Genomic DNA, 22,523 nt, shown 5'->3' on the forward strand with positions numbered 1-22,523 from the left:
TTTCCTTATTTATTAGAGTTATTCCAACGTTTAAAGATCAGTGATGTATTAATACCACCGAAAGCAAAATTGTTTGTCATGACATAATCAGTATTGAGCTTACGTCCCTTGCCGACAATATAGTCCAGCTTTCCACATTCTTCATCCACATCACTTAGATTAACGGTAGGTGCAAACCATTGGTCTTTCATCATTTCTATCGATGCCCAGGCTTCGATAGTGCCGCAAGCACCTAATGTATGCCCTAAGTAACTCTTTAATGAACTGATTGGCACCGCCCGGTTAAAAACAGATGCGGTGGCATTCGACTCGGCAACATCACCGCGGTCAGTCGCCGTTCCGTGCGCATTTACGTATCCGATAGCATCTGGGCTTAGCTGCGCTTGCTCCAGCGCTAGCTTCATGGCTACAGCCATTGTTTCAGCCGTCGGTTGAGTCACGTGGGCTCCATCTGAGTTGGTTCCAAAACCCACTAGCTCAGCATAAATGGGCGCGCCTCTCTCAAGAGCATGGTCTAATTCTTCCAGTATGAAAGTACCCGCGCCTTCGCCTATTACCAGGCCATCACGGTTTTTGTCGAACGGGCGCGGTGTCGCTTCGGGTTCGTCATTGCGGGTACTGGTCGCGTATAAAGTATCAAATACTACAGCTTCGGACGGACACAGTGCTTCAGCACCACCGGCTATCATCACTTTCTGATGACCATAGCGAATGGCTTCATAAGCATAACCCAGGCCTTGTGATGCGGAAGTACAGGCCGAGCTGGTGGTATGAACTCGCCCTTTTACACCATAAAAAACACCTAAATTCACAGCCGTAGTGTGGCCCATGCTTTTTATGTAGGTTGTAGCATTCAAGCCGGTCATATCGCCTGTGGATAGCATATTTCCGAAGATTTTCATCTGCTCGGTATCGCCCGTTGAAGAGCCATAAGCAACCCCGCAGCGCCCGTCGGTAATACAGTCATCATTCAGTAGCCTGGCATCTTCTAACGCCATTTCTGTCGCGCGGGTAGCCATCAAACTAACTGTGCTCATTGAGCGCACCGCTTTGCGCGAATAATGTTTCGGTTTTTTAAAAGGCGGTTGAATAGGTGCAGCTAAGCGCGTATTTAAGCCTTCAAAACGCTCCCATTCCGGCATAGTGACAACCGCATTTTTACCCGCCTCTAACTGCCGACGAAAATCCTGCCAGTTATCACCAAAGGCAGTTACGCAGCCCATCCCTGTTACGACAACCCGTTTCATTACACTAACCCACCATTAACTGAGAATACTTGTCGCGTGATATAAGCAGCAGACGGCTGGAATAAGTAACCGACCAAACCGGCAACTTCCTCAGGTTTACCTGCTCGACGTAGCGGAATCATCGACATGATTTGTTTCTCGTGTTCCAGTTCTTCTGTCATATCAGTTTCAATAAGTCCCGGTGCCACACAGTTAACGGTGATCTTGCGCTTTGCCAGCTCCAATGCCAATGCTTTTGTCGCCGCAATAACACCGCCCTTCGAGGCGCTGTAATTCACTTGCCCGCGGTTACCGGCAATCCCTGAAACTGATGCAATTGTCACAACGCGGCCGCCCTTACGCTTTTGAATCATTGGCATAATGAGCGGATGCAATACATTATAGAAGCCACCTAAGTTCGTTTCCAACACACTGTCCCAGTCATCTTCTGTTAACGAAGGGAAGGCACCGTCACGAGTCACGCCCGCGTTACACACTGCGCCGTAATAGGCCCCGTGTTGTTCAATGTCTGATTCTATAGCCTCTCTAGCGGCCGTTCTGTCACTAACATCAAAAACCAAAAGTGATGCTTTTTGTCCCAGCGCTTCTATCTCCGCCACGACCTTTTCCGCGGATGCGCGATCGGAGCGACAGTGCACAGCAATATCATAGCCGTCCTCGGCAAGCTGCAATGCAATAGCGCGCCCAATCCCTTTGCCAGAGCCTGTAACTAAAACGCGATGACTGTTATCGCTAGCCTCTTTTGTCGTCATCTTAGTCGCCATAATTTTCCTCTATAAATGCTTTTTCATCGGGTGGCTGATACACATTAAGCCTCGCTTTGGCTACTACAGCCTCTTGCTGAGAAATACTGCACTCAAAAACACTCAAACCCGATTCCTCGGCATGAATTTCTTCAACATCTACGTCATAACTTTGCCCGACATCGAAACACTCGATGTCACAGGTGTATTTTCGAGTCCCTAATAAAAAGCCTAACTTGATGTCATCACCCTGGCTTTTGTGTCGGTTACCCGCAACCGCAGCAATACTCTGCGCCATAAGCTCAATACCAACGTGTGCTGGCAGACCTTTTAATACATCATTGTAAAACAAGTTATCTTCTGTGACTGTCAGCCGACAACGTCCTTTTGTGTCATCCACCGATATCAACTCATCAATGAGCTTCATTGGTGGTTGGTGCTTAATTAATTCATTGAGTGTATAAGTCACAGTTCACCCTTACTAAATACAAGCGAAACATTATTACCACCAAACGCAAACGAGTTGCTCAGGCAATGATTAACCGTTTTAGCAAGCGGCTCACCTTGATACAGGTTCAGCGGTTTGATGTCAGGATCCTGCTGACCGTCCCAGACATGTTTGGGCAATCCATTTTGTCGCTCCAGCGCCAGCCAGCACATCACTGCTTCTGTTGCGCCAGCTGCGCCCAACGTATGCCCTGTTAGTGCCTTGGTTGAGCTAGCCGGTATATCCTGCAAGCCGAGTTCAGTGACCGCATGAGCTTCCATTTTGTCGTTAAGCGGCGTGGCTGTACCGTGCAAGTTGATATAGCTAAGGTCTGCGGTTTCAATACCCGCCTCATACAACGCGCCACGCATGGCGGCAACGGCTCCTCGTCCTTCCGGATGGGGCGCTGACATATGATGCGCATCAGAGGTCGATTGAGCGCCCGTTAAACACACCAAGTCATCCTGCAGACCGTCTTCTTTCCGTGTGGCTATAAACACCCCTGCAGCCTCGCCAATGGTAATACCGCTGCGATTAATGCTGAATGGGTTACAGCGCTCAGCCGCCATTGATTCCAACGCTTTAAAACCATTCAGAGTCAGCTTGCATAAGGAGTCAACACCCCCCACTACAACAGCGTCCGCAAACCCAGACGCCAGTAATGAGCGTGCACTCATAAAGGCTCTTGCGCTCGATGAGCAAGCTGTCGAGATCCCGTAGGTCGGTCCTTCAATGCCCATCACCTCGGCCAGACACTCAGCCGGAGCCACCATTTCCTGCATTTTATAATTAAACGTGTCAGGCAGCTCTCCATGTTGCTCATGGTGTGCCAGCGCCTCTTCTCCTGATGCAATACCAGAGGTACTGGTACCTAAAACCACAGCAACACGGTGCGCCCCAACCTGCCCAATGACAGTCCGTAGTGGCACCTCAATTTGCTTTAAAGCGCAGAGCAGCAGTTGGTTATTTCGGGTTCGCATAGTTACGGGGAGCTCACTCAACGCTGGCAACTTATTATCCGCTACTTTGCCATGATAATAGCCACTGCCGTCGTTAAGCTTGTCGTTTGCCAACGACAGTCCTGTATTGTCTCCCGCAAGTGCGGCAGACCAAATGTCATCGCATGATACGCCGGCGGCACAAACGGCACCGGGCTTACTGAGGCTAATTTTCATCATTATCTAACACGTCGTACTGTAATGTATTAACCGTCAACTCATAGCCCCGTTGCTTATTTTCTATGGTGCCACTGGTGTTCATTGTAACCCCTGAGGACCAAACCAGCTCACCGTCGTCTCGTAAGTTTCTGCGACCATTTTCTGGTTGCAGCGCGCCAGACGACATGTGAGCGTTTACTGTTTCTAACGGCCATAACGCAAGCTGTAAATCGGCCCAAACCTGTAATGCTAACTTGGGTTCATCAAGAAAGTCGGAGCCTTTAAAGCTGTGTCCTGAGGCAGTGAGCTCTGAGCGAAACAGCTCATTCCCCAACGGTGACAATGCGACGAGTAACAAGCGCTCACTTTCTAGTAACACAGAAACCACGAACTCTCGATTTTTCACCTGCTCTGCTTTTTGTGACCACCGGACTTCCTGCCACACCTGCAAAGGCTCACCCGGCCACTGCCACTGTAAACTGTAATAACCTGCGCCCACCGGTACCTGCAAACGGTCTTTACTGCCCAGAGTCGCGCAACCCGCGACAGCGAAAAGCACTAAGGCTAGCGTTACACACCGAAACACACCGGTCATGCACACAACTCCGCTAATACGTTTAAGCGACGTTCGCTTTCCTTAACGTATGGGTTCTTCTCGTCCCAAGCATAGCCGGCTAATATGGAGCTAATCATTTCTTTCACTTGTTGTTGCTGTTCCGGGTAAAAAATTACCTTTTGGAAACGCGTATCATACCATCCTTCCACAAAGGTTCTGAACGTTGAAATGCCAACCCGCAACGGCTTGCTGAAATCGTTTTCCCAGTCTTGCTTTTGCCCTTCTAACTCTTTTAAAACAAGCGGTACAACTAACGATGATGACTTCATTGCTATTGTCACACCCGACGAAAAGACCGGGTCCAGAAACTCGCCGGCATTGCCTAACAGCGCAAAGCGGTCTCCGTAAAGGCGACTCACACTAGCTGAATAACCGGTGATGCATTGCTCAGGGCGGGTGACTTCATAATTCCCCAACACTTCAAGCAAGTAAGGCTCTTCTTTGACCTTACTCCAGAGTTTATCGGACGGGCTGTCATGCTCCGCGAACAGCTGCTCTGCGCCAACCACACCAATACTCGCGGTACCATCGGCGAAAGGAATCAGCCAATACCAAATTTCCGGATTGGTCGGGTGAACCGTAATGAGTATTTGGTTGCGGTCAAAGTTGCCACCCGCCAAGTCTGATTTTACATGGCAAAATGCCGCCTGCCGAACCGGAAAGTCTGACGGAGACTCCAACGACAATAATCTTGGCAGAACCCTGCCAAAGCCGCTGGCATCAAGTACATAAGCCGCTTTTATATCAAAACTCTCGTGTTCTGTTGTGACGCTCAGAGAGACAAAGTCAGGCGACGAAAAGTCGATATCGGTTAGCGTCACACCATGTTCAACCTGCGCACCTTTGTTTGCTGCGCCTTGAATCAGCAGTTGATCAAAACGTTCGCGTTTTACTTGAAACGTAGTGCCTGGTCCTTCACTAAACTTCTTTCGAAAGTCGAAGTTCACATGCTGCCCCTGACAATAAAAAGCCGCGCCATTTTTAAACTGAAAACCGAGCTCATCAGCGTTTTCTGTCACCAGGCTTTCCAACCCGGCTTGCTGTAAATAAGCCATACACTGTGGCAGTAAACTTTCACCAATAGAAAAGCGAGGGAACTGCTGACGCTCAATCACCAGTACCTTTTTCCCGGCATCAGCCAGCATGGCGGCGGCCGTAGCCCCAGACGGGCCCGCGCCAATAATAGCCACATCGTAGATTTGATCCTTCATTGTCCTTCGTCCTTTTTAACGTCTTTTGTTGGGGCAGTTGTTATCAACGGGCAAAAAAGCACACTCACAAATACGCCTACCATGACCACTTGCCCAAAGGCGGCTATTGCCGGTGTTGAACTGAACGTCAGTGCGCCAAAAGCCACTAACGTGGTTAAAGCCGATAAGTAAATAGCCTGTAGTGCGTGTGAGCGTTGCAGTCTACTAGCGCAAAACACGCCATAGTCAATGCTCAGAACTAGCACAAACATGGCACCTATCCAATGGAACAGGTTCAACGGTTGGCTTAATTGCGCAACCAGTAATGCCGTAGACACCGACAGCAAAATAACACTGAATACCTGCCAGGAAGCTTTCGCTTTCTCTTTTAGTGCCGCTCCCCGATTCAGGAATATAAACAGTACAAAGAAGCTTAAAGCCAACAGCGCGCCCAACCAAACCTGCATAGACTGCCGGTATTCGCCCAGCGCACTAGAGGCATGCTCTATTGGGTCGAAAACTTGCGCCCACGGTTTGTCATAAAAACTCGCAGCGGCGTTCCCCTGTTGTAGGCGCACAACACTTAGCCAACGGTCGTTAAAAGGGTACAAAAACTGGTGTTCGAGCGGATGAACTGCGTCTGCAGCATTAAGTTTGGGTGCTGATATCCCCAACCACTGCAAAAAAGCAACGCCTTCACTGGATTCAAATAGCTGTTGTTGCAGCTCGATGACATCTTGCTGCTGGGAAGTTGGCGAATAATAGTCGCTAATACCAATGGCGTGATAGCTCTCGTCGACAAGACTGGTTCTTTCAAGCGCCTGCTGACGAGTATCGCCGGCGACAAGGATAACCTCGGGACTGAAATAAAACGACGTATGCTCTCGCAAATAGTTTTCTTCTTCTAACAGCGGTTTGGGGGAGCTGGCTAGCAAACGGACGCTGTCATTAGATGCATGAGCGGCTATCAGAATGACCACCGTGATCACCGGCAGCACCGTTAGCCAACGACTCGGTAGTTGTCGTTGTAGTCGACAATACCCTGTTTCGGCTTTTTCACAAAACCGCTGCCATTTCGCTTGCGGTTGCTTAGGTTTAGGTAACCAAGGCAAGGTAAGAGTCACCAACAAAACCGCGCTGAATAATGCCGCCGCCATAAACACACCCAGCTGCTGTAACAGAGGAAGCGGAACCGCTAACAACAGAACGTAGCCGGCTATCGTTGTTAAACCACCCAACCAAAGTGCAGGGGTCAATGCTTTCCAGGCTGACGCTCCGTGACTGCGCGCAATAAACCCATGGATAACATAATCAATACACAGACCGATGAAGCTGGTTGCAAATACCAACATCAGCACATGCGGTGAAGACGACCAAAACAGCGTTGCCAGTAGCCCAAAGGCCGACGCAACAGCCAGTAAACTTAGTGTATAAAACAGCTGGAAGGGGGAGCGAAACACCCAAATTAAAACACTTAGAACCAATAATAAAGACAGCCCACCAAACCAAGTCATTTCCTGTTTGGCTTGCTTAGCGCCAGCATCCGCGTGAAAAATTAAGCCGCTTCGATAACTGCTTATGTCAGCATCGGTTTGCTTTACCGCACTGATAAAGTCATTAAGCTGAGCAACCACTTGTTGTGTCTGGTTAATGCTTAATGCGTCACCCGCAATTTGCAGTGGCACCAGTACTTGCACCGTTTCTCCGTCAGTGCGGCTATAAAGACCTTTATGGTTTTTATAGCCCGGCATTAAATCCGGTAAGCTCTTAAGGTAGCGCTGTGTCAGCAATAAAGGGTCTTGAGTCACTGGAACCAATACGGGTTCAGGACTTTGCAACAGGCTTTGAGCATCGCTAATAAGCCCACCGAACTGCCCCGCACGTAACCGCTCAGTATCTTGTCTCGTGGCCAAACGCCCCGCATGCTCACGGTAAAATGATAAAAACGCTTTGGTGTCTGTCAGCTCGGCTCGTTTTAACGTCGGTTCACGCTGTAGCAATACAGCAACCTCCGACTCCACTGTCGCGCGTAGTTCGCCAGCTATATGTCCGCTTTGCTCGAAAGCAATCAGTAATTGCTGTGTATTGGGCTGCTGGCTCTCAAGATAAGCGCGCTGGGTTTCTGACACTTGATTGGGTAACGCATCCGCTAAGCTGCTTTGCCAACTGACTTTGGGTAACTGCTGGCTTAAGCCCGCCGCCAGTAGACCCAGAAGTATTAATAGGGAGACAACGCGACTCACCCGTTTCACTGCGGCGCCTCAGCAAAGTTTATTTCGGTTCTATTGCCGTTCGTTTCGTGCAATTCGACACGCTCGACCCGCGTATTACCACAACTGAGGATACGTTGCATGACACCAGCCAGTGTGTCGGAGTTTGGCACCATCTGTACGCAGTTTTTTTGTAAGCTCAAACTAAACTGCTCTTGCAGAACTCGTTCGTCCTGTTTCAGAATCGCCAGCAGCAACTCAGCGATGGTTTCACTGCCCGTTGCTGACGTTTGCTGTGAACCTTTAAAAATGCCCTGCTCAGTTATTTTTAATGATTGTTTCTGTGGCTTCTGCGTTTCCCACAAAATGGCCTCTTCAGTAATGGTCATTTCGCCAGAGCTCACTAGCGCTCTGGGTAAACCCGACAAATACTTACGCTGCTCAAATATGACTGTCAGCGGCAATGGCTGAGCTTGCTCTGATAGCTTTTTTAGTGCCTGTTCAGAAGTTGCTGTTTCCGCTTTCACGCCCGCAGTTAGCATTAACGCCAGAATTAGTACGAATAAACGCATCATGAGCGTGTGACCCCAAGCTTTTCAAATACGATATCCGGCGACTCAAACAGCATTTCTTTTGTGTTTTTGCAGACAGCCACTTGCACACTGGTCGCTTTGGTCAATAACTCATCGGTTTCAACACAGCGAATTTCGTAATTCATCTTCAGCCGGTGCTCCCACTCGACCAATGTTGCCGTCACCCGAATGTCCTGACCGTAAGTGGCCGAGGCAACATACTTCAAACGTAAGTCGACTATCGGCCACAGGTGCCCGTTAGCCTCCATCGTGGGATAGTCGTAGTCGAAAGTTCTCAGCAGCTCGCTGCGTGCCATTTCAATATATTTAATATAATGTCCGTGCCAAACCACCTGCATGGCGTCGACATCAAAAAATGGCACATTAATGGTTAAACTGGCTTGCTTCATGCGGACTCCCCATACAGGTTCCATGGTTTGCTGCGAATTTTCTCTAACCAGCCTCTAAGTTCGTGTTCCAGCGGTCTATCTTCTACTAGCAGTTCGAATTCAGCGGCTAGCGACGCTCGCATTGCCGCCAACTCTGGCCCGGTTTCACGCAGCTTCCCTGCCATACGTTCGCGCAGAACACTGCCCTGGTAGGACGCTAACAAGGTGGCCACTGTCACTTGCTCCGTGAGCTCGAGTACCCGCATACAATCGCGAGCGGCAATGGTTCCCATACTGACTTTATCCTGGTTATGACATTCAGTAGAGCGTGAAAAAACACTCGCTGGCATAGTCAGCTTCAATGCTTCTGCTGTCCAGGCAGAACAACCAATTTGCACCGCTTTAAAGCCATGGTTAATCGCTTTTCGCTCGCCTTCAGCCGCCGATAAATTCGATGGCAAGTCATGATTCATTTTCGTATCAAGCAACAACGCCATTTGCCGGTCATGCAAATCGGCCAGATTTGCTATAGCTGCCTTCATCGAGTCCATGACCATAGCAATGTGGCCGCCGTAGAAGTGGCCTCCATGCAAAACATGTTCGCCAATGCCATCAATAATCGGGTTATCGTTAGCACTGTTCAGCTCGTTTTCAATGGTGTCTTTGAACCACGGTAAAGCGTCTTTCAACACACCAATGATGTGCGGCGCACAGCGAATGGAGTAGCGATCCTGCAACCGGGAGGAATTACGCGGATGCTCATGATGATTCAAGTCGTCACGTATCCACTTGGCGACTTGTTGCTGGCCTTTATGCGGTTTAACGGCAAACAGCAGTTCGTCAAAATGGTTTGAATTACCTTCTAATGCAATGCTGGCTAACGCAGTAATACGGCTAGACAGGCGCGTTAAATAGTCGGCACGATCCCAGGCAAGACAAGCCAGTGCGGTCATCACCGCCGTGCCATTCATTATCGCTAAACCTTCTTTGGGGCGCAGCCTATGAAGTTCGACACCCAGAGCCTTGAAGGCTTCCGCGCTTGTCATAATTTCACCGTTAAAGCGGACATCCCGCTCGCCAATTAAAGCGCCAGCAATATAAGACAGCGGTGTTAAATCACCACTGGCGCCAACACTGCCCTCTTTCGGAATTAGTGGCAGCATATTTTCATTCAGCATCAGTACCAAACGTTCTAACAGCGGCCGACTCACTCCTGAATAACCCTGAGTCAGCGATGCCAGGCGCACCGCCAAAATAGCGCGCGTTTCCTGCTCGTTAAAGTAGTCGCCCAACCCACAGCCGTGGAAGCGTGTTAAATGAATAGGCAGCTCTGAAACCAGGTTGTCAGGTACAGAAACGGTACAGCTGTCACCATAGCCCGTGGTCACGCCGTAAATCACGCCATCCTGCTCTAACAAGTCATCGAGGAAACGAACACCAGCGTCAATTCGGGCAACAAACTCCGGCGCTTTACTCAAGGTTGCTGTCACCTCATTGTTAGCAAGCGCTACAACATCTTCTATGGTGACCGGCTGTTCGCCAAAACAAACGTTTGATGTCGTCATACTACTGACTGTCCTTATGCCAAAAATCAAAAAAATTAAACCACTGGTATGGGTAGCGAATAGCGAGCTGCTCTAATTGCTCGGCGTATTGCTTCAGCACCGGCTGTAATGCCTCTTGCCGACGCTTTCGCGGAAGCTTTAACTGCTCACAAGCGAAATTTAAATACAGATCGTAGTTACCGTCTTCCGGGTTCTTCAAACAGAATAAAAAGTACACAGGGCATTCTAGCACGCTCGCGAGTATCCACGGCCCCAAAGCAAATGGCGCTGGCTGCCCCAAAAACTCATGAGTGACTGACTGCCTTGGTGCTGTTACCGACGTTCTGTCGCCGACAATAACGACATACTCGCCATTATCAATGCGCTCTTTAAGCATAATGGCCAGCCCCATATCAATGTCAGTCACTTGAATAAGGTCTATATCGGCCTTCGGATTAACAGCTTTTAAAGCCTTGTTGAACGACTGGGCATGTTGGGTGAACACCAGCACATTCAACCGTCGACTGTACTTCTTACCCGCCATTGCTCTGGCCACCTCGAGATTCCCCAGGTGGCTGCCAATAAGCAGCCCGCCTTCGGGTCGCTTTTCCAGTTCAGAGAATTGCGTATCGCCACAGTTGCGGACGGCATATTTTGGAGATTTGCCTACCCAGGCATCAATCTTTTCCAGGGCATGCAAACCAAACTGCCAGAAATGATACCAGCTTTTCCGCCAACCGGGCGGCTGGGTAAACGGGCTCTTGCCCCCCGCAAATTCATGGACTCGCTTTAAAAACTGACAGGACGCTCGCCGCGACGCTTTGCCCGTTAAAAAGAAATAGGTAATAACAGGTGCCAACACCAAACGCATCAGCCAATGTCCACCGTACTGGTAGGCTCTTAGGACAAAAAGAATACCCCAATAGCTGCCACGCTCTTCGGTTTTTGCCCAATGCTGCTCTGCCATAATCTAGCTCTTAAACCTTCTGGCCAATAGCATCGGCGCTCTTGGCAGCATCCCGAAAAACAACCGGGTGTGTAGCCAGGATATTTTCACATTGTCTTTAAATGCTCGGAAATGTGACTGCCCCTGCTCCGGGTAAATAACCTTAGTGGGGATAAACAAAACGGGTACTCCCCGCCAATACAGCCTAACCATAATTTCGATGTCGAAGTCCATTCGCGTGCCAATGTTGACCTTATCCATAAGTTCAGTGGTAGCCGCTAACGGGTACACTCGAAATCCGCACATGGTGTCTTTCACTGACATAGAGAGTGTTTCAATATGCACCCAAAAATGCGTAATCTTTCGGCCAATTCGACGGGCGGTTGGCATGGAATCATCATACTGCGGATGTCCGCTTATTAACGCCTCTGGCCGCTGTTTAGCGAGTTCTAAAAATTGAGGAATATCAGCGCTGTCGTGCTGACCGTCAGCGTCAATTTGCAGCGCATGAGTATACCCTTGTTCTGAAGCGACCCTGAAACCCTCCAGGCAAGCACCGCCTTTACCACTGTTCTCAGGAAGCGTATGCAGCAACACCTCGGATGCAAAACGCTCAGCCAGCTGAAACAGTACTTTTTTTGTCTCTTCGTTAGAGCCATCATCAACAATAATAATGGGCACCGCATAGCTCAACAGCTTCTCCACCGTTGCTTCGATAGTGCGGTGGTGATTATAAATTGGAACGAGAAAGCAAAACTTCGGCTCAGACATAACAGTCACTTAAAACACCAAACGACCGGACGATAACGCCGTGTCGCCTTTTTTATAGTTAAACGTAATGCAGTCTTTTCGTTTACGCTGTATCACCAAGTCAACGTCGGCACCGGGTAAAATCATATCGTTGAACTTTAACACCTCAACCCGCTGAATGCTGACCGGTGTAGACCAGTGCTGCGATGCCAGCTGAACCACCCAGTCAAGCTGTGTAACGCCCGGAAGAATGGGCGCCGATGGAAAGTGCCCCTGCAAATAGATACAGTCTTCACTCAACCGAAAACTGCCGACTATTTCAGCGTTATCAGCATCGTTCACTCGCTCGCTCAAGGATGAAAATTCCGGTAGCTGCGTTTTCATTTCAGTCATTCCTTGTTACGTCGGTAAAGAGGTTTTGCAGTGCGGCCTGAGTGACTTTTCCGGCATCGTTAATTGGGAGCGCAGAAACATAGCGAAACCGTTTGGGGACCACGACTTTTTCAAAGCGTTGTTGCAAATGATGCCTTAATGCCTGACGCACAGCAAAGCGTCCCTCGCTTTCCAGCGCCTTTCTGCCAGAGTCCGTCAGTATTATCACCAAGCCAATTTCATTGCGTTTACCTTCCAGCAAACAAGCCTTTACCTGACTTACCCAGTCTTGTTGGAGGGTGAAGCGCTCAACTTCATTTAAAGACACACGTTTCTCAGCAATTTTTACCACGGTGTCTTTTCTGCCTAACAAATGAAAGCGACCCTGTTGCTCGATTTTTATCTGATCTTCAGAGATAAATTCATCCTCTGGGTTCGCCAGATGAGGTGATGTCACAGCCAAAACGCCGTGCTCGGTGGCCCGGACTTTAACACCAACAAGCGGGGTAAATGCCTCGCCGCCGTTGTTACGCTGACGCCAGGCAATACCGCCGGTTTCGGTACTGCCATAAACCTCAATAGGAACAACTAAATCATGCTTTTTAAAATCGATGGGGACCTGTTCCGGTAGCGGCCCGCCCGATGAGAAAATGGCCTTTAACGCCTCATTCCGGGCACTCAGCTCGTCCAGATTATCAAGACGTTGTAAGTGTGCAGGGCTACCGACCAATACATGACGCTGACCGTCATCCGCTAGCACTTCGGCAAGCTGCTCCGGATACTCAATTAACTGTGTGTTCACGACCCGACCACTGGCTAACGGCCACAATACCGTAAACAACAAACCATAAATATGTTGATGGGTGACGGTTGAAACTATACGGCTACCCGCTATCAACTCGCCAAAGGTCGCTTCCAACGTCTCAACTTCATTGAGCAGCTGACGAATTGTTTTGATGACCGGTTTGGGCTTACCGCTACTGCCTGATGTGAAAAACGTTAACTGACTGTCTAACGAGCCGCTCAACGTCTGAAGCTGTTGCTGCTCACTAAGGTCTGGTAACTTTGACGGCACCCTCACATCATAACTTTGGCTTAGTTCAGCCAGGGTTACTGGTTTATCGTTCGAGGGTAATACGATATCGCGGCCAAGGCTTAAGAACGCAAAGAACCAAACACTAAACTCGTAGAGATCGCTGCGGTACAAAAGTACTCTGCCAGAGTGGTCGTCCAGCCATTGAGCGGCGCCGCGCACATCATTAAGCCATTGCTGAGCGCAAACGACACCTTGCGGTGTTTGCATACAAGGCGCATTTAATGCCTGCCAGGACAGCTCCCAGCAGTTAGTGTTTGTCTTTAACAACACGACGAACACTCCATTCAATAATAAACAATAAGCCCATCAGCACGTAGGCGATAAATCCGTTATAAAGAGTCCAGATGTCCATATCGCCATAGAGCACCGTGGCCAGTGAAACGGCACCATTCACCAGAAAAAAGCCCACCCAGACCCAAGTGACCTTTTCGGTGTAAGCAACGGCTTTTTCCGATAACTCCCCTTCCATTAAGCGAGCCAGGCGAGTGATGACGGCAGGCTTGAACCATAAAGACAGTAAAAAGACAGTCAGCATTGCTGCGTTCATCCAAACAGGGTAAAGCAATACACTGGTAAGCTGGTCAGTAAACAAGAAGGTGATAGCGACCACAATAAGAACGACTGCTGACACCCAGCTCCTGGGGTTTTTTATACCTTGAATTGCCACTTGTGACACAAGTACGGCAAGCAGGATTAATAGCAGCCCGTCAGTTAATCCTTGCTGCGCTAACCACCAGACTAAAAGTGGGTAGGCAATCAGCACTATACTGATTAACGTGCGCAGCAAGAGTTTCATTATTCGCCGTGAACAAGCTTATAAACTTCGTTGACAACGTCATCTACTGTGCGGACGGCTTTGAAAGCATCGGGGCTAATTTTCTTACCCGTAATTTCGCGTAGCTTAACGACCAGGTCTACCGCATCAATCGAGTCCAAATCTAAATCTTCATATAAGTTGGCTTCTAATGCGATTTCATCCGACTCAATCTCGAAGTCCTCTTCAAGAATCTGGGTGAGTCTAGCGTATACTTCGTCTTTCGTTTTCATCTTTCCCTCGTTCATTAACCGCGATTTGCCGCAACAAAGTCAGCTATGGTATCCACGCTATAAAAGTGCTTTTTTGTCTCCGCCGAATTCGCATCCAGCTTTACATCAAACTGTTTCTTAATGGCTAACCCCAACTCTAATGCGTCAATAGAGTCCAGGTTTAAGCCATCGTCATCGTCGCCAAATAGTGCTGCTGAGTCGTTAATATCGGATACTTCTACATCTTCAAGATCCAACGACTCGATAATCAACTGCTTGATCTCTGTTTTCAGACTGTCTGTCATCTTGTAACACCTTTTCATAAAAATTCTGCAAGTCACGCGTTAAGTGGCGTGCGGCAATACTCAGTTTTTCTTCATCGCGATACGCTTGGGTATCAATTTCTTTTAAATAATGAACAGAAAGTGTTGGTTTTTCTTTAGGCGCCTGATACCACATTTCATTTTTAATCAGTGTGACTGGCGAGCAGTCAACCCAAAGCGCCGTCACCTTCGCTTTTGTGCGCAACGCTAAATGCGCTGCCCCCCGCTGAAACCGAATCTTCTCACCGGGCGTTGTACGTGTGCCTTCCGGGAATATAATTAGGTTACAGCCTTGCTCGAGCGACTCCTGACAGTCCTTCACCAGTTCATCCGGGTCTTCATTACTCAAGTAACCGGTCGACTTTATCACCCCCTTCATAAAAGGGTTTTTCCATAAATGTGACTTAACGACACAATCTGGGTTGGGCACAAAGGAAATAAGCGCCACTACGTCAATAAGGCAAGGGTGGTTCGCAATAATAACCTGCCCTTTCACCTGTTTAAGTTGCTCTACCGCTTTGAAGTCGAAGTTGAACACACCCGTCCACTTCATGACACCAATAAACCAGCGAAACGTTAGTTGCACCAAACGTCTTGCCCGCGCCTGACGCAATTCCTCGTTGCCTGCTGAAATGAGCTTCAGTGCCGGCAGCGCCGTAAGTGATAAAATGACTCCGCCAATACCAAATATGGCAAAGCACAACCCCGTCGCTAAACGGCGCCAGGTTCTGTTAATAAACTTCCAGAGCCTAACTAACATGCCAACTCCAGCTGTTTGCGCCATAGTTTACTACTAAGCGTTGCTTGCCTTGTTCCAGACAATGTTGAAGCTTTTCAGCAACGTCGTAAGCGTCGTAATGTTCAGCAGACTCACGAGACTGATCCAAAATCACTTCGCGACCGTTTTCTCTATCGAGCAAAACCGCCTGAGCGAACGCATGAATAGGCGAGTTTTGCTGTTTTCTATACACTTCAGGCGGTGTTTCGTCAGCGACGACCAACAACACTCTTTCAAACTCATTTGATACTTGTGCAATTGCTTCCAGCCAACCCAGCGGATACGTCTCTTCCCCGCCAGATATCGTTGTCATTGCCTGCTGATTATCGACAGCCATACTATACTGACCCAAAACAGCATTATTCACAGAAAGCCCGAATTGAGTCGGCGATAACACTTCCCCCTGGACTAATGTTCTTAGCAGCTTCTCTGTGCGTTGTAAGTCGCCATGACGTGTCGCCAAAACGACAGGTGTGTTATGTACACCTTTCTCCCGCTCCGCAAGCTCCATTATGGCTGTTACAATTAGTTTTGAATAAGAGCTCAAACGACGTCGCATTGATGCCGGAACCTGTTTTAAACGGTCACGACATTCACTGGTAACTAGGGTACTATCAGCGACAAAGACTTTCGCTTGAGAAGCTCTCATAATGTATTTGTTCAGGTACTCAAAAAAGATGCGGAATAGTACAGAATTTAGCGTCGATTTTCAAAAATATAACATCGTCTATGGTTATCGGATATAGGCTACTCCCTTATGGGTTAAGCCGCAAAGAAACGTCCTTAGAAGCAGGAAAACTGTTAAAACAATTAGTTGCACAAGAAACCGGCGTGTCCTTAGCTGATGTTTCTCTTCAAAAAAACGACAATGGCGCCCCTCAGCTGTCCGTTTCAGGCACTAATGTTTATTGCTCTATTAGCCATAAAAAAAATTTTGTCGTTGCCGCATACTCCGCCGAGTCTCCCATAGGCGTTGATGTCGAGAACCTAGAGTCAAACAAAGATTACAGCCGCATACGCGAGCACTACGCAGACGGCTTTTTGAAGGGAGTAACAACAAAAGAGGATTTCTTTTACCGTTGGACGCTTGCGGAGGCCTACGCAAAGGCGTCGGGCCGGCCGTTATTAGAAGTCTTAGCGCAACCGTTCGAACCTACCGAGAACCTGCATTACACAACGATAAGCAACTTTTTAGTCTGCACCTACGTAGACTCTAATAAGGATAAATTTCAACGACCTAAAGTCATTCTGTTATAGAGTGGTCGTTATTTTTCTTTGCTCTACACTTAAATAAAACACTAAAAAAGACGAGCTCACTATGAACACAGCCAAAAACAAACTGATATACACTCTCGGGTTTCTCGGGCTCATTCCTTTTATCGTTAGCTCGCTGGCTGAGCTTATGCAGGTTGAGTCTTTGTTTGGCATTCAACCACTTGATCTACTCATTACCTACGGTGCGATTATTCTGACGTTTCTCGGTGGTGTGCTGTGGGGCCGAGCGCTGCACAGAGCAGAGAGCGAACCCACTAATGCGCTACTGGTTCTAAGCAATGCTTTTGCCATACTTGCCTGGCTAACCCTATTACTGGACTCATCTGCTTGGTCACTAGGTCTTCAAATGGCCGGATTTGCGACCTTGCTTTTCTTCGAGCAGAAGCTGGCGAGAAGCTCAGCCATGACCTCTTACATGGGTTATTACCGCATTCGCTTAATACTAACGTCAGCGGTAATAGTCTGTGAGCTGTTAGTTTTCTGGAATCATATTCTTTAATTCTTTGCTTCATGATAACGAGCCAGGGTTTCGGCATAAATATGGCGAACATCCTGGCTGAAACGCTCTACTGAATAAGCTTTGGCAAAACTTTCAGCGTTGTCGGAAAGCTCCTTACGCAAGCTCTCATCGTTAAGAATACGCTCTACTCTTTCCAACCAAACCGCTTGCTTAGCGGGCGTTTTATAACCGTTAAATCCGTCTTCCACAACATCATCAATACCACTAGAACGAACCGCAACAACCGGTAAGCCCGCAGCCATAGCTTCCAAAATAACCATGCCCTGCGTTTCAGACTGAGACGCGAACAAAAAGGCGTCTCCTAGCTGATACCAGTTGGCCATATTTTCAGGCGCTACCGAGCCCACCAGCTGAATGGTTTGTGTTAAACCGAGCTCGTCTATTTTCGCTTGTAATCGCTGCTTCTGGTGTCCATCACCCACAATTAATAGCCGGAACGCCTTGTCGGTGTTCTTCTTGAGCTCTGCCAGCGCGTCTATCATAAAGTCGATGTTTTTCTCGTTAGAGAGTCGCGACACGCTCACAAAAACGGTTTCATCTTTTATTTTCAGCCGCTTTTTAAGCTTCTCAACTTGCGCTGGTTCCACGTGCTGAAAGCGGTCGTATTCAATGCCTGTCGGCTGCACATAGGTTGGTGCTGTCACCCCTATCATGCGCAGGTACTCTTCGGTTGAGTCGGTCGGCACAATGACAGCATCACACTTGTTCGCAAATCGGCGCACTAGAAAGTGCGCAATAATATTACGAAACAGAGACCCCGGTAAAAACACAAAGTGCGCGTAATGTTCGAGTCGCGTGTGATACGTATAAACAGCCGGCACTTTCAAGCGGCGAGCCATGTAAACACCCAATGAACCTATCCAAAACGGATGATGCACATGAATAATATCCGGCTTAAACGCTTTAACTTTTTTGCGCACCGCAGACGAAAAGATATTGGCGAAGCGAAATTCACTTTTTTCACCAAACGAGAAAATAGACGGCATGCGTATTACATTCTTTTCTTTTTTTCGTGTTTTCTTGTAACGCGGTGCCACAATGAGCACGGTGTCTTTAAGCTTCTCCAGTCCGCAGCGTAAACGTTCTATTGAAATAGGTACACCACCAATAAACGGCAGGTAGTTGTTGGTGAACATGGCTACTTTCAGGTGGCGGTTTAACCATGGGTCGGCATCAATGTCGTAGTCCGGATAATAATCTTTTCCTATAAAAACAGCGTTGTAGAGCTTGGTGCTGATAACCAGAAACACTGCCACCAACAGAATAAAGTTTAAATAGCCCACATAAAACAACGAGTGAATGAAAAACCAAAAGCTCTCTAGTTGTTTTAGTATCGGATGCTGACCAATCTCCAGTTCTTGAACTGAGTGGTCGACCGAACCATCCGCGTTCACGCTCACTTTAACGTAGTGATAAAAACTCTCGTCCTGATTCAATACCAACCCGCCAGCACCACCGGTCGTAATATAAGGAATGCCTTTGTAGTCACTTTCCGAGTAAATAGATATGTTCGATGAAAACACCCGGTCAACGCCATAATTACTCAGTGTCTGTTGAAGCGCATGACGAAATTCGATGGGCTGTAAATAGTCATCCTCTTCCGCAAGAATAAACTCTTCTGCGGGCTCCATAGGAGGGTGCCCAATAAACACAAACCGATGCTTGGAGTTATCGGCTTTTAAAATCTCGGTCAGCCAACGCAGCTGCCACTGCCAAGGGGTTTTACCGGTGCTGTCGAGGAATATTAAGCGACTGTTCCCGGCTGTAAAGCTGAAAAAATGCGGGCCGTAATGGTCATAAAAACGGAAGCTGCCAAATTCCTCGTATTCATTTTCACCAAACGTCAGCAAGTAAGGCATTTCCAGGTGGGACAAAGTGCCCCGTATCGCTCGGTACTTGTCTTCTCCGCCACTGCTCACTGCATTACCGGCAGATATCAGAAAGTCGATGTTTTCATTATTAAGCATAGGAATAATGCGGCGCTCGAATATTCCTACCGAGTTATTAATGTTGCCGACAACCGCAAAGCTATAACTGTCCTGACCTTCCAGACGAGCACTAATGGCAGCCAGTTGATCGGTGTGTTCCGCTTTAAACTCTGAGGTAACTAGGTTTAAGTAAACCTTATAGCCAATAAGGCCAACAATAATGGCGATATTTAAATAAAACAGGATTTTTAAAAGCTTGGTTTTTGTCATGATACATCCTGTTTATGAGCAGATTTAACGAGATACCTTTGCAATACCATTAAACCGACGATCATTCCCAGATAAATCGTCAAAAAGCGCCAGCTGAACGTAACTAATAATAAATGATTATTCGCCAAAATATCATTAAAGAAGCTGCCGAACACACCTTCTGATATGCCTGATGCCCCAGGGGTCGGAGCGAAATACATAATGAAGGTAGTCACCACCAGTAAGCCAAGGCTCACTAAGTAATTTATATCGTAGCCCAGCCCCCACATTAAGAGCGCAGGAAAACTGAATAAACTGATGAGGAACACGGCGGTGAAAAATACCGACAACGCAATAGCTGACTTTGAACCACGGCAATACTCTGCAAAGCTTCGACTAAAACGCAGCATTTCCCGACGAGCCTTGTATTGCCAGCGCTGATGCCGTGACTCGCTCATTAAATGCAACTTATGCAAGCCATGAAATAACTTACTTAACGGCCCAATGAGCCAATGTGCTCTAAGCAAAACAATAGCGAAAAAAGCCAGATACAGAACAATAAAGACTGCCAGTGCGCCACCAATGTCGCTGATAAAGGCTTCGTTTTGCAAGGGCGTTAAAGTCAGCAAAAACACCGGCGTCAGCGAAAAAATAAAGAAAATGGCCAGCACCGTTCGTATGGTGGTTGCGGCGGTCGCCCTGCCAATAGGAACCCCGTGCCTGTGCAAAAACCAAACCTGTGCGAAGCCGCCACCGGTAGCCATAGGGGTAATATTCGAGAAAAAGATATTAATGAACACCAGCTTGGTCATTGCGCTTTTGGGTATTCTGTAGCCCAGCGCTCTTAAGGTGTAATAAAGTCGCAGCCCGTCAGCAGCGAAGTACACTATTAGAAGTAGAATGGTCAGGCTGATAACTTCAGGTGCAAACAGCCGGAAGTCAAAGGTAAGCTCACGGCTAGAAAAATTATTATAAATGGCGTAGAAACCAGCGGCTGTTAATGCAATGAACAGCAACGCAAACAAAAGCAGTCGTTTCCCTGACGTTTGGGGCTTTTGCGTATCCTTACTTTCGGTTGTCATTAATGGTTCTCCGCCCCTTCGTATCTGCCTGAGATTATGAGGGGGCGGAGAAAGTATGTCAAAACAAGGCGTTAAGACTTGCCCGTTAATATGCCGGCATTAAAAACACTTCACGCACGCAGTTACGCGGGTTGGCGTTTATTGCGTACAGTACAGCGTCTGCAACGTCATCAGGGTCCAGCTTATCCGGCTTAGGTTCGTCAAAGAACGGCGTATTCACCATACCCGGGGCTATGGTCGTGCAGCGGCCATTCCATTCTTTCATTTCTTCGGCTAAGTTCTGTGCAAAACCGTGTACAAACCATTTGGTGGCGCCATAAACCGAGCCTTTCAGCGTAATACGTCCGGCAGCTGACCCTGTCATTAGAAAATGACCGGTAGTTTTGCGTAAATGCGGCAAAGTCAGTTTCGCGGTATAAAGAAGCCCGTTAATGTTCACATCAACCATCTGCTTCCATTCTTCAGCGTCGCCCTCTTCCGTTCCCGGCGTTGAAACACCGGTTCCCGCATTAGCGAACACCGCGTCTAGCTGACCAAACTTATCAACGCCCTGCTTCACGGCCTGCTCGAGTTCGTTATAGTTACCCGCGTCAGCAGCAATACCAACGGCGTTGTCTTCGCCAAACTCTTTAACCAACGCGTCCAACTTATCTTTCCGGCGAGCGGTTAATATCAGCTTCAGGCCTTCCTGCGCCGCTTTACGCGCCGTAGCTTCACCGATGCCACTTGAGGCACCGGTAATTAATAGAACTTTCGACATGCTTCCTCCTGAATTTTACTTAACTAACTCTATTGTACTCATGATCACGAGTTAGCGATCAACTCATCTAGCTGTAAGAAAAAACTCCAATCGACAATGGTGGCTTTCAGCCCGGTTATTATGGTTTCTTTCCATAAAGCATAGTACGCCATTGACTTACTCTGCTTTTAAACCCACAATATATACGCCAGTGACGCACTAATGATATTTATCGAAACACCCGTATTTACAAAGCGTATCAAGGCGCTAATAAGTGATGATGAATACCGCAGGCTTCAAGTTAGCCTTACCGTGAACCCTAAACAAGGAGCGTTACTAAAGAATGGTAGCGGAATCAGAAAGGTGCGTTGGCGCACTGGCAGTCACGGAAAAAGGGGTGGAGTAAGAGTTCTCTACTACTACGCAGAAAGCTTAAGACAACTACGTATGTTATTTGTTTTCGGTAAGAATGAGCAAGACAACCTTACTGATGAGCAACTCAGTCAGCTAAGGGGAATTGTTGAAAGGTGGTCACAATGAAAAGTGAATTATTTAACGAGCTACTGGAAAGCGTTGAACAAATGGATGAAATTGCTAAAGGCGAAAGGGAGCCATCCAGGGAAGAGTTTATTGCTTCGATACGAATCAAAAACATTAGAAAATCGGTAAAACTTAGCCAGCCAAAATTCGCTCGTTTAATTGGCGTTGAAGTAAGCACTTTACGAAACTGGGAGCAAGGTCGTAGAGAGCCGACAGGCCCAGCTCGGGTTCTAATTAAGGCAATTGAAAATGATCCTGAAAACGTAATAAAGGCGTGCCAATAGACACGCCTTTATTCAGGTTTAACCGATTACTTTAAATCAAAGCGGTCGGCATTCATGACTTTAGTCCAGGCTTTCACAAAGTCTTTCACAAACTTCTCCTGGTTGTCGTCCTGAGCGTAAAGCTCTGAATAAGAACGCAGAATAGAGTTTGAACCAAAGACTAAGTCAATGCGGTTTGCAGTCCACTTAAGCTCGTCCGTTTTGCGGTCGCGAACTTCGTAGTGGTCACCAGCTTTTTTCCAGACATTGTTCATATCGGTCAGGTTGACGAAGAAGTCATTCGTTAAGAGAGTGTTCAATATTCTGTGTCAGCCAAGTTTTCATAAATCTATGTGGCCATCCAGTCGACCTTCAAAGTGGATGGTTAGCTGAGACAGTGTCAGATTCCAGTTCTGCACCGGGTGCGACCAGCGCTCAGTTGCTTTTAACATACCCGCGTACAGCAGCTTAAGCAAGCTAC

The 22,523-nt window shown here is 47.9% G+C and carries 25 protein-coding genes and 2 pseudogenes; 3 read left to right on the forward strand and 24 right to left on the reverse strand.

The window, feature by feature from the left end; genetic code table 11:
• Window positions 1-5: 5 nt before the first annotated feature.
• From BLT32_RS10780 to BLT32_RS10865, 19 genes are read right to left on the reverse strand one after another with little or no spacing between them, the layout of a single operon-like run.
• The gene (locus BLT32_RS10780) at window positions 6-1,247 is read right to left on the reverse strand and encodes a beta-ketoacyl-ACP synthase (protein ID WP_053954259.1); all 1,242 of its coding nucleotides are present in this window, start codon (window positions 1,245-1,247) and stop codon (window positions 6-8) included.
• Complete coding sequence (gene fabG, locus BLT32_RS10785; RefSeq protein ID WP_235444003.1) at window positions 1,247-2,011, reverse strand: 3-oxoacyl-ACP reductase FabG; 765 nt, start codon at window positions 2,009-2,011, stop codon at window positions 1,247-1,249. The genes BLT32_RS10780 and fabG overlap by 1 nt, the downstream gene beginning before the upstream one ends.
• Window positions 2,001-2,459, reverse strand: coding sequence for a hotdog family protein (locus BLT32_RS10790; protein ID WP_053954257.1), 459 nt, complete (start codon window positions 2,457-2,459; stop codon window positions 2,001-2,003). The genes fabG and BLT32_RS10790 overlap by 11 nt, the downstream gene beginning before the upstream one ends.
• Entirely contained in the window at window positions 2,456-3,655 is a 1,200-nt protein-coding gene (locus BLT32_RS10795) for a beta-ketoacyl-[acyl-carrier-protein] synthase family protein (RefSeq protein WP_235444002.1), read from the reverse strand. Before BLT32_RS10795 ends, BLT32_RS10790 begins: the two co-directional genes overlap by 4 nt.
• On the reverse strand, window positions 3,642-4,229 hold the full coding sequence (locus BLT32_RS10800) for a DUF3261 domain-containing protein (RefSeq protein ID WP_053954256.1): 588 nt from the start codon (window positions 4,227-4,229) through the stop codon (window positions 3,642-3,644). The genes BLT32_RS10795 and BLT32_RS10800 overlap by 14 nt, the downstream gene beginning before the upstream one ends.
• Window positions 4,226-5,461: an NAD(P)/FAD-dependent oxidoreductase gene (locus tag BLT32_RS10805; RefSeq protein WP_053954255.1), complete on the reverse strand. Its 1,236-nt coding sequence runs from the start codon at window positions 5,459-5,461 to the stop codon at window positions 4,226-4,228. Before BLT32_RS10805 ends, BLT32_RS10800 begins: the two co-directional genes overlap by 4 nt.
• Window positions 5,458-7,692, reverse strand: a complete 2,235-nt coding sequence (locus BLT32_RS10810) for an MMPL family transporter (RefSeq protein ID WP_053954254.1) — start codon at window positions 7,690-7,692, stop codon at window positions 5,458-5,460. The genes BLT32_RS10805 and BLT32_RS10810 overlap by 4 nt, the downstream gene beginning before the upstream one ends.
• Window positions 7,689-8,225, reverse strand: coding sequence for a LolA family protein (locus tag BLT32_RS10815; protein WP_053954253.1), 537 nt, complete (start codon window positions 8,223-8,225; stop codon window positions 7,689-7,691). The genes BLT32_RS10810 and BLT32_RS10815 overlap by 4 nt, the downstream gene beginning before the upstream one ends.
• On the reverse strand, window positions 8,222-8,632 hold the full coding sequence (locus BLT32_RS10820; protein ID WP_053954252.1) for an acyl-CoA thioesterase: 411 nt from the start codon (window positions 8,630-8,632) through the stop codon (window positions 8,222-8,224). The genes BLT32_RS10815 and BLT32_RS10820 overlap by 4 nt, the downstream gene beginning before the upstream one ends.
• Complete coding sequence (locus BLT32_RS10825) at window positions 8,629-10,176, reverse strand: HAL/PAL/TAL family ammonia-lyase (RefSeq protein WP_053954251.1); 1,548 nt, start codon at window positions 10,174-10,176, stop codon at window positions 8,629-8,631. Before BLT32_RS10825 ends, BLT32_RS10820 begins: the two co-directional genes overlap by 4 nt.
• Before the next feature lies 1 nt (window position 10,177).
• On the reverse strand, window positions 10,178-11,122 hold the full coding sequence (locus BLT32_RS12980; protein ID WP_053954250.1) for a lysophospholipid acyltransferase family protein: 945 nt from the start codon (window positions 11,120-11,122) through the stop codon (window positions 10,178-10,180).
• A gap of 3 nt (window positions 11,123-11,125) precedes the next feature.
• Window positions 11,126-11,872: a glycosyltransferase family 2 protein gene (locus tag BLT32_RS12985; RefSeq protein WP_053954249.1), complete on the reverse strand. Its 747-nt coding sequence runs from the start codon at window positions 11,870-11,872 to the stop codon at window positions 11,126-11,128.
• 9 nt (window positions 11,873-11,881) lie between these two features.
• A complete protein-coding gene (locus BLT32_RS10835; RefSeq protein ID WP_053954248.1) occupies window positions 11,882-12,235 on the reverse strand; it encodes an ApeI family dehydratase in 354 nt (117 codons plus the stop codon).
• Between the two features lies 1 nt (window position 12,236).
• Window positions 12,237-13,589, reverse strand: coding sequence for an AMP-binding protein (locus BLT32_RS10840; protein ID WP_053954247.1), 1,353 nt, complete (start codon window positions 13,587-13,589; stop codon window positions 12,237-12,239).
• Entirely contained in the window at window positions 13,567-14,115 is a 549-nt protein-coding gene (locus BLT32_RS10845; RefSeq protein ID WP_053954246.1) for a COG4648 family protein, read from the reverse strand. Before BLT32_RS10845 ends, BLT32_RS10840 begins: the two co-directional genes overlap by 23 nt.
• Window positions 14,115-14,366 (reverse strand): acyl carrier protein, encoded by a 252-nt coding sequence (locus tag BLT32_RS10850; protein ID WP_053954245.1) that lies wholly within the window; start codon window positions 14,364-14,366, stop codon window positions 14,115-14,117. Before BLT32_RS10850 ends, BLT32_RS10845 begins: the two co-directional genes overlap by 1 nt.
• 14 nt (window positions 14,367-14,380) lie before the next feature.
• Window positions 14,381-14,650, reverse strand: a complete 270-nt coding sequence (locus tag BLT32_RS10855; protein WP_053954244.1) for a phosphopantetheine-binding protein — start codon at window positions 14,648-14,650, stop codon at window positions 14,381-14,383.
• The gene (locus BLT32_RS10860) at window positions 14,592-15,428 is read right to left on the reverse strand and encodes a lysophospholipid acyltransferase family protein (protein ID WP_053954243.1); all 837 of its coding nucleotides are present in this window, start codon (window positions 15,426-15,428) and stop codon (window positions 14,592-14,594) included. The genes BLT32_RS10855 and BLT32_RS10860 overlap by 59 nt, the downstream gene beginning before the upstream one ends.
• Window positions 15,418-16,095, reverse strand: a complete 678-nt coding sequence (locus BLT32_RS10865; RefSeq protein WP_053954242.1) for a beta-ketoacyl synthase chain length factor — start codon at window positions 16,093-16,095, stop codon at window positions 15,418-15,420. The genes BLT32_RS10860 and BLT32_RS10865 overlap by 11 nt, the downstream gene beginning before the upstream one ends.
• An 80-nt stretch (window positions 16,096-16,175) precedes the next feature.
• On the opposite strand from BLT32_RS10865, the gene BLT32_RS10870 reads away from it, so the two are divergent.
• Together BLT32_RS10870 and BLT32_RS10875 are read left to right on the forward strand one after the other, a co-directional pair.
• Window positions 16,176-16,703, forward strand: a complete 528-nt coding sequence (locus BLT32_RS10870; RefSeq protein ID WP_053954241.1) for a 4'-phosphopantetheinyl transferase family protein — start codon at window positions 16,176-16,178, stop codon at window positions 16,701-16,703.
• Window positions 16,704-16,764: 61 nt separating this feature from the next.
• On the forward strand, window positions 16,765-17,220 hold the full coding sequence (locus BLT32_RS10875) for a DUF3429 domain-containing protein (RefSeq protein WP_053954240.1): 456 nt from the start codon (window positions 16,765-16,767) through the stop codon (window positions 17,218-17,220).
• Here BLT32_RS10875 and BLT32_RS10880 read toward each other — a convergent pair.
• The 3 genes from BLT32_RS10880 to BLT32_RS10890 form a co-directional block, all read right to left on the reverse strand.
• On the reverse strand, window positions 17,217-19,439 hold the full coding sequence (locus tag BLT32_RS10880) for a glycosyltransferase (protein ID WP_053954239.1): 2,223 nt from the start codon (window positions 19,437-19,439) through the stop codon (window positions 17,217-17,219). The genes BLT32_RS10875 and BLT32_RS10880 overlap by 4 nt on opposite strands.
• A complete protein-coding gene (locus BLT32_RS10885) occupies window positions 19,436-20,500 on the reverse strand; it encodes a lysylphosphatidylglycerol synthase transmembrane domain-containing protein (protein ID WP_053954238.1) in 1,065 nt (354 codons plus the stop codon). Before BLT32_RS10885 ends, BLT32_RS10880 begins: the two co-directional genes overlap by 4 nt.
• An 85-nt stretch (window positions 20,501-20,585) precedes the next feature.
• Entirely contained in the window at window positions 20,586-21,260 is a 675-nt protein-coding gene (locus BLT32_RS10890) for an SDR family oxidoreductase (RefSeq protein ID WP_053954237.1), read from the reverse strand.
• Between the two features lie 515 nt (window positions 21,261-21,775).
• Here BLT32_RS10890 and BLT32_RS10900 point away from each other — a divergent pair.
• Entirely contained in the window at window positions 21,776-22,063 is a 288-nt protein-coding gene (locus BLT32_RS10900; RefSeq protein WP_053954235.1) for a helix-turn-helix domain-containing protein, read from the forward strand.
• A 26-nt stretch (window positions 22,064-22,089) separates the two neighbouring features.
• Here BLT32_RS10900 and BLT32_RS10905 read toward each other — a convergent pair.
• Both BLT32_RS10905 and BLT32_RS12875 read right to left on the reverse strand, forming a co-directional pair.
• Window positions 22,090-22,350, reverse strand: a pseudogene (locus BLT32_RS10905) (catalase-peroxidase); the annotation flags it as partial.
• A gap of 33 nt (window positions 22,351-22,383) precedes the next feature.
• A pseudogene (locus BLT32_RS12875) lies at window positions 22,384-22,523 on the reverse strand (IS256 family transposase); the annotation flags it as partial.

This window comes from Idiomarina zobellii (assembly GCF_900100855.1).
GTDB lineage: Bacteria > Pseudomonadota > Gammaproteobacteria > Enterobacterales > Alteromonadaceae > Idiomarina > Idiomarina zobellii.